A 15,003-nucleotide genomic window follows, 5' to 3' on the forward strand; every position below is an offset into this window, starting at 1 on the left:
GCATGCTTCCCGATGTCGCGGCAATATGGCGTCATCGTGACCACATTTCACACCGGCGAGCAGTGTTGCCCGAAGGCGACACCGGCGTATCGCTACGCCGGCGCGGGCACGACATCCGCATGAAGCCTTACATGCGGTAGGCGATCGTGTCGTTCCAGAAGCGGTCGAGGCGCTGGAGAGCCTTGTTCATCTGCTGGAACTCGTCCTCGCCGATGCCGCCGACCTTCTCGATCGAACCGATGTGACGGTCATAAAGCGCGCCGACCAGATCGGCGATCTCGCGGCCCTTCGGCGTCAGGCTGACACGAACCGAACGACGGTCGATGCGCGAACGCTGGTGGTGGATGAAGTCGAGATCGACGAGCTTCTTCAGATTGTAGGAGACGTTCGAGCCGAGATAGTAACCGCGCGAGCGCAGTTCGCCGGCCGTCAGTTCGGAAGAGCCGATATTGAAGAGCAGCAGCGCCTGGATGGCGTTGATGTCGCTGCGGCCGTTGCGGTCGAACTCATCCTTGATAACGTCAAGAAGACGGCGGTGCAGGCGCTCGACCAGTTGAAGAGATTCAAGATAAAGCGAACGGATGCTGTCGTTGCCTTCGAGATTTGTCTGGGCGTTCTTCGACGCCGTACGCGAATTGATCATTGTCGTGCCTCTCGTTAAACGCCGGTGATTTTGTTTTTGATCTCACCTTGGTCACGACCCTACGCAATGCATCTAAAATTCGACTTAAAACACAGGCTTAACATGTGCTTACCTGGAACTCGCGCATTTCAGGGTTAAGCAGATGACAAACCGGAAGGTTCATTTTTCCTCTCTGCGGCGGCGCACCGCGCGTTGCAGCCGGAAGCCTATATAGATGATTGCCGTCAGCGCATGGACGATCAGCACGAGATCGCGGCTGCCGAACATCTGGGGGAAGCCGGCATACATGACCGTTTCAGCGACTGCGCAAACGAACCAGATCACCGGCCCCCACGAAGCCAGCATCCACAGCCCGCTCGCGGCGAACGGATAAAGAACGGCAAGGCACACAGCCGCGATCTGCCAATGGACCGGCATCAGGTCGAACCGCCAGGTCAGCCCGTCGTAAAATCCGACCAGGCGCACCCAGTAGAGGAGCCCCAGCCCGGCGCACAAAGCGGCGACCGATCGCAGGAACATCTCGAAGAACACGTCGGACGAGGAAATGCCCGATGCGGCGGAATAAAGCGGACGGATCAAATCTGGGTTCCGGGGGCTGCGAATGAATGGCTTCGAATAGGCGCGCATATTGGACCGAACCACATGCTCATGATACATCCGCGCTATCTGGAGACGACATTATGAACAAGATGACCCGCCCCGCAACCAGTGGCCCGCGCACAGTGGACGAAATCACCGGCGGGCGCAGGCTGCGCCGCACGCGCAAGGCGGACTGGTTGCGGCGCATGGTTCAGGAAACGCGGCTGACGGTCGACGACCTGATCTGGCCGATCTTCGTCATCGACGGCGAGAACCGGCGCGATCCCCTGCCCTCGATGCCGCATGTCGAGCGGTTCTCGATAGACGTCGCAGTCAGCGAGGCCAGGCGCGCCGCAAGGCTCGGCATCCCCGCACTGGCGATCTTTCCCAATATCGAGATCGGGCTGCGCGACCAGACCGGATCGCACATTCTCGACGCGGACAATCTGATCAACCGCGCCACGCGCGCGATCAAGGAAGCGGTGCCCGAAATCGGCATCATCACCGATGCCGCGCTCGATCCCTTCACCAGCCATGGCCATGACGGCATCCTGCGCGAGGGCGTCATCGTCAATGACGAGACGGTGGCGCAGGTAGCCGCAGCCGCCGTTCTCCAAGCGGCGGCCGGCGCCGACATCGTCGCGCCCTCGGACATGATGGACGGGCGCATCGGCGCGGTGCGAGACGCGCTCGACGCGGCCGGCTTCCAGGATGTGGCGATCATGAGCTATGCGGCGAAATTTGCCTCGGCCTTTTACGGCCCGTATCGCGAGGCGATCGGCACCAGCGGGCTCCTGAAAGGCGACAAGAAGACCTATTATCTCGATGCGGCCAATGCGTCGGAAGCGTTGCGCGAAGCCGAACAGGACGTGATCGAAGGCGCCGACATGCTGATGGTGAAACCCGGCCTGCCCTATCTCGACGTCATCCGGCAGATGAAGGACGAATTCGACCTGCCGACATTCGCCTATCAGGTGTCGGGCGAATACGCGATGATCGAGGCAGCCGCCGCCAATGGCTGGATCGACGGCGAGCGGGCGATGCTGGAGAGTCTGCTCTGCTTCAAGCGGGCCGGCTGCGACGGCATCCTCACCTATTTCGCGCCGCGCGTGGCCGAGTTGCTGAAAGGGTGAGCGGTTCCCGCAACTTGCAGGAAGGCCATCCGTTTCCCATCTATCGGCCAAGGCAACGAAGGACTGACGGATGACTTCATCGAGCGACCATATCCACACGGGCGAAATCCTGAGCGACCGCCTCGACGATGCGCGCGTCTATGAAGGCGTTCGCACGCGCCGCGTCCTTGCATTCTGCATCGATTATCTGATCGTCGGCCTCCTGATGATCCCGTTCGCGATCGTCATCGCCATTCTCGGCGTGCTGACGCTGGGTCTCGGCTGGGTGCTGTTCGGTGTCCTGTTTCCAGTCGTCGCGCTTTTCTACATCTGGTACACGCTCGGCAGCCCGAGCCAGGCGACGGTCGGCATGCGCATGATGAATATTCGCCTCGAACGGCTGGACGGCGGGCGCGTCGAAGGCGCGCTGGCAGTTCTGCACTCCGTCCTGTTCTGGGCCGGCAATGCGCTGTTGACGCCATTCATCCTGCTGGCCACGCTTTTCCTCGATCGCAAACGCGCCGTTCACGACCTTCTTCTAGGCACCGTCGTTGCGCGCACCGATCGTTGATCGGATTTCTTTTCGCGACCGCTTGCCAAGTCGCGCGAGTGGAGATTTCATAGCTCCAACGCGGCAGACATTCCGACTCGACCGTCCATGACGCACCAGCCCAAGCAGTCGCCCCAGTTTTTCCTGACCGCCCCTTCGCCATGCCCCTATATCGAAGGCGAATTCGAGCGGAAGGTGTTCACGCATCTCGTCGGCGACAAAGCGCCGGCGCTGAACGATCTTCTGACGCAAGGCGGCTTCCGCCGCTCCCAGAACATCGCCTATCGCCCGGCCTGCGAGACGTGCCGGGCCTGCGTGTCGGTTCGCATCCTCGCCGGCGAATTCCAACCGACGCGCAACATGAAGCGGGTGCTTTCCCGCAATGCGGACCTGATCGGCACCGAACACAAGGCTGAACCGTCGAGCGAGCAATATTCGCTTTTCCGTCGCTATCTCGACGCAAGGCACAAGCGCGGCGGCATGTCGGACATGACCGTGCTCGACTATGCGATGATGGTTGAAGACACTCATGTCGAGACCCGCGTCATCGAATACAGGAAGCGCGGGCCGGACAGTTTCATCACCGGCCAAGGTCAGGGCGAACTAATCGCGGTCGCACTTTCCGACCGCATGGCCGACGGGTTGTCGATGGTCTATTCCTTCTTCCGGCCCGACATGGAGGACCGCTCGCTCGGAACCTTCATGATCCTCGATCACATCGCCCGCACAAAGGCGTTCGGCCTGCCGCATCTTTATCTCGGCTACTGGGTCAACGGCTCGCGCAAGATGGGATACAAGGTGCGCTTCAAGCCGCAGGAGCATCTCGGCCCGCAAGGCTGGGACCGGGTGGAGTAAGCTTTCGCTACTCCGCCGCCTCACGCGGCAGGGTTGCCTCGTCGGCGCGGTCCGGCTGGTCGGGCGCGGTCTCGCAGCCAAGGTCGGGAAAGACGACGATGCGCTTGCCCGTCAAATCCGTGCGAACGACGATCAGGTCGCGTTCCTCGAAATAGGTCAAAAGCCGGCGTGCGCGGTTCGCCGAATGGCTGCCATAAGCGCGGGCCAGAGCCAGATTGGCCGGACAGGGCCGCCCCTCCACCGCCGCAAGCGCGATGATGAGGAAGATCGGCTGAATGTCTTCCGCCAGCCCCTTCGACAGGTCGAGCGCAATGCGCCAGGTTTCGCCCTGCGCCGTCTCGGGCGAAACACCGGTGCGGGCGATCGCCAGCCGGCGCTTGAAGTCGGGCAGGTCCACCGCGTCGCCCGGCACGCGCCGGATGCGGCAGCGCACGAGGAAATCCTGATAAAGCACGGCCGGCGTGCGAAACGGCAGTTCCGGGTCGTCGGCAATTTCGCTCATGACGAGCGTCAAAAGCCGCTCGCGCTCCACGGTGTCGATCTCGGGAAAGAGCGGCTGGCTCGTTTCCTCGGCCGTTTCGCGCGGCTTTGAAAGCTGCTCCAGAATGTCGGCGGTCGGCGTCGGCGGCGGAGGCGTGTAGCGGCGTGCCGGCTGGCGGATCTCCTCGGGGCCGCGCTGGAAGATGGCCTCGCGCGCTTCCTCCGAGGTTTCAGGCAAAGGCATCAGTTTCGGGCTAACGGAACGCGCGGAGGTTTCGACGTCGCCGATCGTCACCGGCATCGGACGACGTGACAAAGCCGGCCCGAGCGCCACGAACGATCCGCGCTGAAGGTCGCGGAACTGCTCGGCCTGCCGGCGGTCCATGCCGAGGAGATCGGCGGCGCGCGCCATATCGATGTCGAGGAAGGTGCGGCCCATCAGAAAGTTCGACGCTTCGGCCGCGACGTTCTTGGCGAGCTTGGCGAGGCGCTGCGTTGCGATGACGCCTGCAAGGCCGCGCTTGCGGCCGCGGCACATCAGGTTGGTCATCGCGGCCAGCGATACACGACGTGCCTCGTCGGACACCTCGCCGGCGGCGGCGGGCGCGAAAAGCTGCGCTTCGTCAACCACGACGAGTACAGGAAACCAGAATTCGCGCTCGGCGTCGAACATGCCGTTCAGAAAAGCGGCCGCTGCTTTCATCTGCTGGTCCGCGTCGAGCCCTTCCAGATTGACGACCACGGAGACGCGATGCTGACGGATGCGGCCGGCGATGCGTACCAGTTCCGCCTCGGTGCGGGCGGCATCGACGACGACATGGCCGAACCTGTCGGCCAGCGTGACGAAGTCGCCCTCGGGATCGATGATGCATTGCTGGACCCACGGCGCGCTCTGTTCGAGCAGCCGTCGCAGAAGATGCGATTTTCCCGAGCCGGAATTGCCCTGCACGAGCAGGCGCGTGGCAAGCAGTTCCTCAAGGTCCATCATGGCCGGCGCACCGCGCGCGCCCTTGCCGATATCGATGCCGACTTTCAATGCACGTCTCCGATCAGAGACGATCCTTCTAGCACCCGCTGGTGAACAAACGCGACCCGGCGAACCGCAATCCACAGGTCCCTTACAATAAAAAGCCCGCACGAGGCGGGCCTTTCATTCATTCTACCGAACGTTCAAAGCTTCACTTTTTCGTTGTCGCCCATATCCGGCCGCGAACTCGAAACGGCGGCGCTCAGCATTTTGATGTAGCTGACCACGGTGCCGGGGCTGTCCCAGTATTGCGCATCGTTGGGCGTGATCTTGAGCACACGGATCGCCGGGTCTTCGGGGTCGTCCCACCACGCCTTGGCGGGCGTCGACCACAATTCCTTGATCTTCGCACGATCGTTCGAGACCGCTGCGCGGCCGGTCACCGAAACGTATTTCTGGTCGCCCGCATCCGCAAAGAACAGCCCGACATGCGGGTCGCGCTCGATCTCGTCATCCTTGTGGCTGTCGGCGTCCGTCAGGAAATAGATCGCATGCTCGTCCCGTTCGAGATGCGCGGCCATCGGGCGACCGCGGATTTCGGCACCGTCCTTCGTGGCCAGCATGCAAAAACCGATCTTCTTCATCAGTTTCCAGACGTGGTCGGTCTTGTCGTGATCGCTCATGATCAATCCTCGTGTGGGTGTAACGTCGATCCTCAAACTCCCGACACCCGCCCCTGTTCCTGCCGATGACGGCCCGTTCGACCAAGAATGGAAATAAGTTCTTTCACGACGATCTATTTTGGAATTCTGTTCTACTTCAGCCCAAAGCCGAGTTGGGCTGAACCTTCTTGCCGTTGAGCGCCCCGATTAGATTGGCATTTCAGATTATGCCCCTTTCGACGAGGATTTTTCCAATGAAGCGCATTTTGCTTGCCGGCGTCGCAGCCGCTCTTCTGTTCAGCGCGCCTGCGCAAGCCCAGCAGGCCAACTCCATCCTGAACGCTTCCTACGATATCGCGCGCGAGCTTTTCGCATCGGTGAACGCGGCATTCATTCCGGCCTACAAGGAGCAGAGCGGGCAGGATGTCACGGTGGATCAGAGCCACGCCGGCACCTCGCGCCAGGCGCGCGCCATCGCAGAAGGTCTCGAAGCCGATGTCGTCACCTTCAATCAGGTGACGGACATCGATTTTCTCGTCCAGAACGGCTTCGTCTCGGATGACTGGCAGAGCGAGTTCGCGAATCAGGCGTCGCCCTTCTTCTCGCTGCCGTCCTTCCTCGTGCGCGAAGGCAACCCGAAAGGCATCGCCGACTGGGATGATCTCGCCCGCGACGACGTGCAGGTCGTTTTCCCCAATCCGAAGACCTCGGGCAATGCGCGCTACACCTATCTGGCTGCCTATGCCTACGGTCTGGAAGCCTTCGACGGCGACGCGGAGCAGACGCAGGCATTCGTGAAGAAGATCTTCGACAATGTCCCGGTCTTCGACACCGGCGGGCGCGCGGCGACCACCACTTTCGTCGAACGCCAGATCGGTGACGTACTGATCACGTTCGAGGCCGAAACCAAAGGCATCGCAAAGGAATTCGGCGAGGACCAGTTCGATCTCGTGACGCCATCGGTCAGCCTGCTTGCAGAGTTCCCGGTTGCGATCGTGGATCGCGTGGCCGATGCCCGCGGCTCGCAGGAGCTTTCGAAAGCCTATCTCGACTTCCTCTACACCGAAGAAGGCCAGCGTATCGCGGCCGAACATGGCCATCGCGTCCATGAAGAGGCGGTGTCCGTCGAATTCGCGGACAACTTCCCCGACGTCCGTCTCGTGACGGTCGAGGACGTGTTCGGCGGCTGGGACCAGATCCAGGAAGAGCATTTCGCTTCCGGCGCGATCCTCGACCAGCTTTACGGCCAGCGCTAATTCGCTACACAGTGGCTACCGATCCGACGGACCTCGGTCCGTCGGATTTCGTTTTATGGATGATGAAATCGTGGCGTTCTCCGTTGCCCCCCTCTGTCCTGCCGGACATCTCCCCCGCAAGGAGGGAGATCATGCGCTTCAATATCGGCGATTAGCTGATCTCCCCACCCGTGGGGGAGATGTCCGGCAGGACAGAGGGGGGCGAGAAGGATCGCAGCCGGCTGCATCGATGAGACTGCGCTCATGAGACGCCGCAACGTCCTGCCCGGCCTGAAGCTGTCGCTCGGCATCACGCTGTTCTATGTCGCGCTGATCGTGGCGCTGCCGCTCGGCGCGCTGATCTTCAAGGCGGCAAGCCTTGGCCCGGAAGCCTATTGGAACATCGTCTCGTCGGAGCGCGCTGTGGCGAGCTACCGCGTCACGGTGACGGCGGCGGCAATCGCCACCGCGTTCAACCTCGTCTTCGGCGTCGCGCTCGCCTGGATCCTCGTCCGTTACAAATTTCCCGGCCGCCGGCTCGTCGATGCGATCGTCGATCTGCCCTTCGCACTGCCGACAGCCGTCGCCGGCATCGCGCTTACCGCGCTGTTCGCGCCTAATGGCTGGCTGGGCGCACCGCTCATGGATGCCGGCATCCGCGTCGCCTACACACCTCTCGGCATCATGATCGCCATGGCGTTTACCAGCGTTCCGTTCATCGTGCGAACGGTGCAGCCGGTTCTGGAAGACCTCGATCCCGCTCTGGAGGAAGCCGCGCAGTCTCTCGGCGCCAGCGATCTTTCGATCTTCATGCGCGTCATCCTGCCGATCCTCGGCCCATCGATCCTCGCAGGCGTGTCGCTGTGCTTTGCCCGCAGCCTCGGCGAATTCGGTGCGGTCATATTCATCGCCGGCAACCAGCCCTTCCAGACCGAGATCACGGCGCTTTTGACCTATATCCGGCTGGAGGAATACGACTATGCCGCCGCTGCCGCGATCGCCTCGGTCATTCTCATCGCCGCCTTCGTCATGCTCATCGTGACCAATCTGTTGCAGGCACGCGGCCTCAGATATACGGCGAGGTCATAAGATGAGCCGGCAGACCCATACCAAGTCCCCACGCGTCGGCGACGGCGCCCTGTTCCGCCGCACGCTGATCGCACTGACGCTCATTGCGGGCACGGTCCTTGTCGTCGCTCCGCTCGCCATCATCGCGGTTCAGGCATTCTCGCGCGGCTTCGAATATTTCGCGGCGACCATCACCGATTCCGACACACGCCACGCGATCTTCCTGACCGTCGTCACGGCGCTGATCGCGGTGCCGATCAACACGATCTTCGGCGTCGCGGCCGCTTGGGCCGTCACCAAATTCGATTTCTGGGGCAAGCGCTTCCTGATCGTGGTGATCGAAATTCCGTTCTCGATCTCGCCGATCGTGGCGGGCGTCGCCTATCTTTTCGTCTACGGGCTACAGGGCATTTTCGGACCGATGTTCCAGGATGCGGGTATCCGCGTGCTCTTTGCCCTGCCCGGCATCGTGCTGGCCTCGATGTTCGTCACCGCGCCCTTCGTCGCGCGCGAGCTGATCCCGCTGATGCAGGCGCAGGGGCGTGACCTTGAAGAAGCGGCGACCTCGCTCGGTGCGTCGGGCTTTCGCACCTTCTGGTCGGTGACGCTGCCCAACATCAAATGGGCGCTGCTCTATGGCGTCGTCCTGTGCAACGCTCGCGTGATGGGCGAGTTCGGCGCGGTTTCCGTCGTCTCGGGCAACATTCGCGGCCAGACAAACACGCTGCCGCTGCACATCGAACTCCTCTACCACGACTACAACACGGTCGGCGCATTCGCCGCTGCCTTCATCCTCGCCGGCCTTGCCGTCGTCACCATCATCGCCAAGGTGTTCCTTGAACGTCAGGGCGCCGGACGGCGCGCGCGCCCCACCCTTGCCGCCCCCTTCGTCGCGGAGAAGACACAATGAAAATCCGCCTGAACGACATCGCCAAGACGTTCGACGATTTCCGCGCCGTGCGCGGCGTCTCGCTCGATATCGAAAGCGGCGAACTCGTCGCGCTGCTCGGCCCCTCCGGTTCGGGCAAGACGACGATCCTGCGCATGGTCGCCGGTCTCGAATATGTCGATGAAGGGCAGATCTTCTTCGGCGACGAGGACGCGACGTCGATCCCCGTGCGCGAGCGCGGCGTCGGCTTCGTCTTCCAGCACTACGCGCTTTTTCCGCACATGACAGTCGGCGAGAACATCGCCTTCGGCATGAAAGTGTCGAAGACGAAGCGCACCAAGGCGGAAATCACCGCACGCGTCGCCGAATTGCTGCGCCTCGTGCAGCTTGAAGGCTTGGCAGACCGTTTCCCGAGCCAGATTTCCGGCGGCCAGCGCCAGCGCGTCGCGCTTGCCCGCGCGCTCGCCGTCGACCCGAAAGTGCTTCTGCTCGACGAGCCATTCGGCGCGCTCGATGCGAATGTGCGCCGCGATCTGCGCCGCTGGCTGCGCGAAATCCATTCCGAACTCGGCATTACGACCCTGTTCGTCACCCACGATCAGGAAGAAGCGCTGGACCTTGCCGACCGTGTCGTCATTCTCGATCAGGGGCAGATCGTTCAGCAGGGCACGCCGCAGGAGGTGACGCGAAATCCCGATTCGGCGTTCGTGGTTCGGTTCCTCGGCGATACCAACAAGCTTTCGGCGACCGTCATGGGCGGCACCGCCGATCTGGGCGGGGCATCGCTTGCGGCGCCCGCGCTTCCCGACGGCAAGGCTGATGCTTATCTGCGCCCCGGCGATCTTTCATGGTCGGCGACGGGCGGCGGCATTCCGGCCATCGTCGAACGTGTCATCGACCGTCCCGGTAATCGCCGTATCATCGCGGCGACGGAGCGCGGAGAACCGCTCGAGTTCGACGTGCCGCCGGAAATCGTCGTCAAGGCCGGCGATCGCGGCTTCGTGCAGATCGAGCGCGCGCAGCTTTTCGCGGCCGAGTAAGCCGCGCCTGTACATTCGGTACGAACCTCGCTAGGAAGGCGCAAAATTCGCGCCGCCTCCCATGCTTGCGCGCCCAATCCCGAAAGACGACCGATGAGCGAATTCGAAGGCATCCTGCCGGCGCTGGCCGCCGCACTGACAAAACGTGGCTATACGTCGCTGACCCCCGTGCAAAAGGCCGTCACCGGACCCGAACTCGGCGATGGCGACGCGCTCGTTTCCGCGCAGACCGGCTCCGGCAAGACCGTCGCCTTCGGCCTCGCGCTCGCGCCGACGCTCCTCGGCGACAAGCAACGCTTCGGCCCTGCCGCAACCCCGCTGGCGCTCGCCGTCGCACCGACCCGCGAGCTTGCACTCCAGGTGAAGCGCGAGCTCGAATGGCTCTATGCCGAAGCTGGCGCGACTGTCGCCTCCTGTGTCGGCGGCATGGATATGCGCTCGGAGCGTCGCACGCTCGAACGCGGCGCGCAGATCGTCGTCGGCACGCCGGGCCGTCTTCGCGACCACATCACACGCGGCTCGCTGGACATGAGTGACATCCGCGCCGTCGTGCTCGACGAGGCCGACGAGATGCTCGATCTCGGCTTCCGCGAAGACCTCGAATTCATCCTCGAAGCCGCACCTGCCGAACGGCGCACGCTGATGTTCTCGGCGACCGTGTCGAAGCCCATCGCCGAACTCGCCAAATCCTACCAGCGCGATGCCAAGCGAATTTCGACCGCGTCGAACGAAGCACGCCAGCATGGCGACATCGAGTATCGCGCGTTGAGCGTGGCCGAGGCCGACCGCGAAAACGCGATCATCAACGTGTTGCGCTATTACGAGCCCACCAACGCGCTCGTCTTCTGCGCCACCCGCGCGGCCGTCAACCACATGACGGCCCGCTTCAACAATCGCGGCTTCTCGGTCGTCGCGCTTTCAGGCGAGCTTAGCCAGAACGAGCGCACGCACGCCTTGCAGGCCATGCGCGACGGGCGCGCGCAGGTGTGTATCGCGACCGACGTCGCCGCACGCGGCATCGACCTGCCGAACCTCGAACTGGTGGTCCACGCGGACCTTCCGACCAACAAGGAAACGCTGCTCCACCGCTCGGGACGGACGGGCCGTGCCGGGCGGAAGGGCATGAGCGTGCTCATCGTCCCAAACCGCGCCGGCAAGCGCGCGGGCCGGTTGCTGCAGGGCGCAGGCATCACCGCGCAGTGGGGCAAGCCGCCGACCGCCGAAGAGGTGATGCAGCGCGACGATGAGCGGCTTCTGGCCGACCCGGCGCTTTCGGAGGCGGTTGGCGAGGACGAAGCCGACTTCGTGCAGCGCATCCTTGCGACGCACAGCGCCGAACAGGTCGCCGCTGCCTTCGTGCGCGCCTACCGCGCCGGCCGCTCGGCACCCGAAGACCTGATTGACGTCAAGCCAGGCTCATTCGATGACAGCGCCAAGCCGACGCGCGACCGCGACGATTTCGGCCCGGCGGTCTGGTTCTCGCTCTCGGTCGGGCGCAAGCAGAATGCCGAGCCGCGCTGGCTGATTCCGATGCTGTGCCGCAATGGCAACCTCACCAAGCGCGACATTGGCGCGATCAAGATGATGCCGGAAGAGACCTTCGTGGAGATCGCGGAAGGTTCGGCCGAGCGCTTCGCGGCCGTCATCGGCAAGAAGGGCGATCTGGAGCGCGGCATCCGCGTGAAGCGCGTCGAAGGCACGCCGGACTTTGCGGCTGGCCGAAGCGAAAAGAAACCGCATCGCGGGCAAAAGCCCGACACGAAAGATTGGTCGAAGAAGCCGGGAAAGCCGAAATTCGACAAGCCGAAAAGCGAAGGCTTCAAAAAGAAGAAGCCGAAGCGGGATTGAGAAAGGGCGCCTCACGGCGCCCTCGACTACCCAGACCGAAGCATCTTTGCACCCGCACGCCGCGTCATCCTCCGCCCTGCGCCGAGGATCCACCTCGCTTTTCGCTTGAACGGGCGCAGATGTTCGGGACAAGCCCGAGCATGACGGCTTCGGGGCGGGCTCGATATTGGTGTTTTATCCGAGAGCGTCTTGGGACGCGCTTGGACTATCAGCCAAGGACGATCCGCACGCGGCGTCATCCTCGGCCCTGTGCCGAGGATCTACTGCGCTTCTCGCATGAACGGCTGCTCGGACAAGCCCGAGCATGACGATCGCGAATCTCGCGGCGTTCTTGCTATCGCCGGGCCTGACCGGATGCCGGGTCAATATCGATCTCGACCTTCGCGCCGTCGGCGCGGTAATATTCGATCTCCCAATAGCCGTCGTCGTCCCAGTCGATTTCGTCGAAATAACCGAAACCGGCTTCCGCCTCGATGTTGGCCAGAATTTCCGACAGCGGCATCGAACCCGCCGGCGGTTGCGCGAATGCGGGAACGGCGAAGGCGGCAGATAAAAAAGCGGCGGCGATCAAGGATTTCACGATAGTCTCCATGCTGGATCTGGTCCCGTCACCGACAAGCTAACCGAATTTGCCCGAGCGGGGAAAGCCTTTCGGCACCATGCGGCCGGCAGCGGCGCGGTTGCCCATCCATTCCAGCAACTCGGCTTGGGAACGCGTGAAGACGCGGGTTGCCGAATCCGTCCATGACAGACCAGTTTCCATCGTAAATGGCTTGGCGTCGGAAACGCCGCCATCCTTGTAGCGCTGAAGTCGCACGCCCTTTCCGCGCGTCATTTCCGGCAGTTCGACCAGCGGGAAGACGAGCATTTTGCGATTCTCGCCAACGATGGCGAGATGATCGCCCGTCAGCGGCAGGCATAGGCGCGCCTCGTCTGGCGACTTGACGTTCATGACCTGTCTGCCCTTGCGGGTATTCGCGACGACCTCGGATTCGGCAACCGCGAAGCCATAGCCGTCGCGACTGATCAGAAGCAGCCTGCGCGCCGGGTCGTGGACGAAGGCCGTCAGGATGTCCTGATCGTTCTCCATATCGACCATGATGCGGATCGGCTCGCCGTGGCCGCGCCCGCCCGGCAGGCGGTCGGCGCCCAGCGTGTAGAACTTGCCGCCGGTCGTGAAGACGATGATCTTGTCGGTCGTCTGCGCGTGGAAGGCGAGCCTGAGCTTGTCGCCCTCTTTGAAGGTCAGGGCCGAGAAATCGGCCAGATGGCCCCGCAAGGCGCGCAGCCAGCCTTTTTCGGACACGACGACGGTGACCGGTTCCTTTTCGATCATGGCGTGATGGATGTCGCCGATGTCGTGGTCGGGCGCGTCCGCGAACTGCGTGCGGCGGCGGCCGAGATCGGTGTGCGAGCCGAACTTGTCGCGGATTTTCTCGATTTCCCAGCGGATGGTCTTCCACTGCTGCCTGTCGGAGGCGAGCAACGCCTCGATCTGCGCCTTTTCGGCCGTCAGCGCATCGTGCTCCTTGCGGATTTCGAATTCTTCCAGCTTGCGCAGATTGCGCAGGCGCATGTTGAGGATCGCCTCGGCCTGGATATCCGTCAGGTCCCAGCGCGCGATCATCACCTTTTTCGGCTCATCCTCCTCGCGGATGATGCGGATGACTTCGTCGATATTCAGATAGGCGATCAAAAGGCCGCCCAGGATTTCCAGCCGCCGCTCGATCTCGCCAAGCCTATGGCGCGAGCGCCGGATCAGCACCTCCTTGCGGTGCTCCAGCCACTCCGCGAGAACGCCCTTGAGCGACAGCACGTTCGGAATCTTGCCGCGCGTGAGGACGTTGAGGTTGAGCGGGAAGCGGCTTTCAAGCTCGGTCAGCTTGAAAAGCGACTCCATCAAGATGGCGGGATCGACCGCACGGCTTTTCGGCACCAACACAAGGCGGATGTCCTCGGCGCTTTCGTCGCGCACATCCTCGAGCAGCGGCAGTTTGCGGGCAAGCAACAGTTCCGCGATCTTCTCGACGAGGCGAGACTTCTGGACGCCGTAGGGAATTTCCGTGACGACGATCTGATAGGTGCCGCGTCCCTGATCTTCCTGCTCCCACCGCGCCCGCACGCGGAACGAGCCGCGCCCGGTCTTGTAGGCGTTCACGATGCTGGCGAAATCGTCGACGATGATGCCGCCGGTCGGGAAATCCGGGCCGCGCACCATGTTCTCGTCGGCATCGGTCGCATGCGGCTCGTGCGTCAGCAGATCTTCGACCTCGGCGTCGGGATGATCGATCAGATGCAGCGCGGCCTTGCACAGTTCGGCAAGGTTATGCGGCGGGATCGAGGTCGCCATGCCGACCGCGATGCCGGACGAGCCGTTGGCGAGAATGTTGGGGAATGCGCCGGGAAGAACGACGGGTTCCTCGTCCTCTTCATTGTAGGTCGGGCGAAAATCGACGGCGTCCTCGGTGATCCCGTTCAAGAGTTCGGTCGTCACCTCGGTCATGCGCGCTTCGGTGTAGCGCATGGCGGCGGCATTATCGCCGTCGATATTGCCGAAATTCCCCTGCCCGTCGACCAGCGGATAGCGCACCGAAAAAGACTGCGCCAGACGCACCAGCGCGTCATAGATCGACTGGTCGCCATGCGGATGAAACTTGCCCATCACCTCGCCGACGATGCGCGCGCATTTGGCGAAACCCTGATCGGGATTGAGCCGCAAGAGCCGCATGGAATGCACGATGCGCCGATGCACCGGCTTCAGCCCGTCGCGTACGTCCGGCAGCGCGCGATGCATGATCGTCGAGAGCGCATAGGCCAGATAGCGCTCTTCGAGCGCCTTCTTCAGGTCGACCGGTTCGATATGGTTGCCGTCTCCGGCGCCTGGCGGCAAAATGCTCTTTCCCATGGGGTTGGCTTAGCCCAGGCCGGGGATTCGCGGCAAGTGCGAGGCCGACACAGCCCCTGTCAATCCACCGAAAAGCATTGCCCCATGAAACCGCGTTGCAGATTGATCGTTTGCCTTTTCGAGGCGCTTGCGATCATGTGGCGCACAATAAAAATTCTCGGGTAGGAAAA

14 protein-coding genes are annotated in these 15,003 nt (G+C 62.8%); 8 read left to right on the plus strand and 6 right to left on the minus strand.

From position 1 onward, the window contains the following. Window positions 1-127: 127 nt before the first annotated feature. Entirely contained in the window at window positions 128-643 is a 516-nt protein-coding gene (gene ldtR / locus GTW25_RS16930; protein WP_252913399.1) for a transcriptional regulator LdtR, read from the minus strand. Between the two features lie 159 nt (window positions 644-802). After that, the gene (locus GTW25_RS16935) at window positions 803-1,162 is read right to left on the minus strand and encodes a DUF6163 family protein (protein ID WP_252913494.1); all 360 of its coding nucleotides are present in this window, start codon (window positions 1,160-1,162) and stop codon (window positions 803-805) included. Between the two features lie 161 nt (window positions 1,163-1,323). Between GTW25_RS16935 and hemB the strand changes: the two genes are divergently transcribed. From hemB to GTW25_RS16950, 3 genes are all read left to right on the plus strand, one after another. Next, window positions 1,324-2,355 (plus strand): porphobilinogen synthase, encoded by a 1,032-nt coding sequence (gene hemB, locus GTW25_RS16940; RefSeq protein ID WP_252913400.1) that lies wholly within the window; start codon window positions 1,324-1,326, stop codon window positions 2,353-2,355. A gap of 70 nt (window positions 2,356-2,425) precedes the next feature. Then, complete coding sequence (locus GTW25_RS16945) at window positions 2,426-2,905, plus strand: RDD family protein (protein WP_252913401.1); 480 nt, start codon at window positions 2,426-2,428, stop codon at window positions 2,903-2,905. Between the two features lie 87 nt (window positions 2,906-2,992). Next, the gene (locus tag GTW25_RS16950; protein WP_252913402.1) at window positions 2,993-3,739 is read left to right on the plus strand and encodes an arginyltransferase; all 747 of its coding nucleotides are present in this window, start codon (window positions 2,993-2,995) and stop codon (window positions 3,737-3,739) included. A gap of 7 nt (window positions 3,740-3,746) precedes the next feature. On the opposite strand, the gene GTW25_RS16955 is transcribed toward GTW25_RS16950, so the two are convergent. After that, the gene (locus GTW25_RS16955; protein ID WP_290128103.1) at window positions 3,747-5,255 is read right to left on the minus strand and encodes a helicase HerA domain-containing protein; all 1,509 of its coding nucleotides are present in this window, start codon (window positions 5,253-5,255) and stop codon (window positions 3,747-3,749) included. Window positions 5,256-5,389: 134 nt separating this feature from the next. Further along, a complete protein-coding gene (locus tag GTW25_RS16960) occupies window positions 5,390-5,869 on the minus strand; it encodes a pyridoxamine 5'-phosphate oxidase family protein (protein WP_252913403.1) in 480 nt (159 codons plus the stop codon). Window positions 5,870-6,102: 233 nt separating this feature from the next. On the opposite strand from GTW25_RS16960, the gene cysP reads away from it, so the two are divergent. The 5 genes from cysP to GTW25_RS16985 all read left to right on the plus strand — a co-directional run bounded on the left by cysP (window position 6,103) and on the right by GTW25_RS16985 (window position 11,928). After that, window positions 6,103-7,104 carry a thiosulfate ABC transporter substrate-binding protein CysP gene (gene cysP, locus GTW25_RS16965; protein ID WP_252913404.1) on the plus strand — a complete coding sequence of 334 codons (1,002 nt, stop codon included), beginning with the start codon at window positions 6,103-6,105 and terminating at the stop codon, window positions 7,102-7,104. A gap of 243 nt (window positions 7,105-7,347) precedes the next feature. Then, complete coding sequence (cysT, locus tag GTW25_RS16970) at window positions 7,348-8,172, plus strand: sulfate ABC transporter permease subunit CysT (RefSeq protein ID WP_252913405.1); 825 nt, start codon at window positions 7,348-7,350, stop codon at window positions 8,170-8,172. A gap of 1 nt (window position 8,173) precedes the next feature. After that, window positions 8,174-9,061, plus strand: a complete 888-nt coding sequence (cysW, locus tag GTW25_RS16975; protein ID WP_252913406.1) for a sulfate ABC transporter permease subunit CysW — start codon at window positions 8,174-8,176, stop codon at window positions 9,059-9,061. Then, complete coding sequence (locus tag GTW25_RS16980) at window positions 9,058-10,080, plus strand: sulfate/molybdate ABC transporter ATP-binding protein (RefSeq protein WP_252913407.1); 1,023 nt, start codon at window positions 9,058-9,060, stop codon at window positions 10,078-10,080. The genes cysW and GTW25_RS16980 overlap by 4 nt, the downstream gene beginning before the upstream one ends. A 93-nt stretch (window positions 10,081-10,173) precedes the next feature. After that, the gene (locus GTW25_RS16985; RefSeq protein ID WP_252913408.1) at window positions 10,174-11,928 is read left to right on the plus strand and encodes a DEAD/DEAH box helicase; all 1,755 of its coding nucleotides are present in this window, start codon (window positions 10,174-10,176) and stop codon (window positions 11,926-11,928) included. A gap of 334 nt (window positions 11,929-12,262) precedes the next feature. Here the strand turns inward: GTW25_RS16985 and GTW25_RS16990 are convergent, their stop codons facing one another. Next, complete coding sequence (locus GTW25_RS16990) at window positions 12,263-12,508, minus strand: PepSY domain-containing protein (RefSeq protein WP_252913409.1); 246 nt, start codon at window positions 12,506-12,508, stop codon at window positions 12,263-12,265. 39 nt (window positions 12,509-12,547) lie between these two features. Next, complete coding sequence (parC, locus tag GTW25_RS16995; protein WP_252913410.1) at window positions 12,548-14,833, minus strand: DNA topoisomerase IV subunit A; 2,286 nt, start codon at window positions 14,831-14,833, stop codon at window positions 12,548-12,550. Between the last annotated feature and the right edge of the window lie 170 nt (window positions 14,834-15,003).

Origin of the sequence: Aliihoeflea aestuarii (assembly GCF_024105665.1) — a bacterium.
Lineage (GTDB): Bacteria > Pseudomonadota > Alphaproteobacteria > Rhizobiales > Rhizobiaceae > Aliihoeflea > Aliihoeflea aestuarii.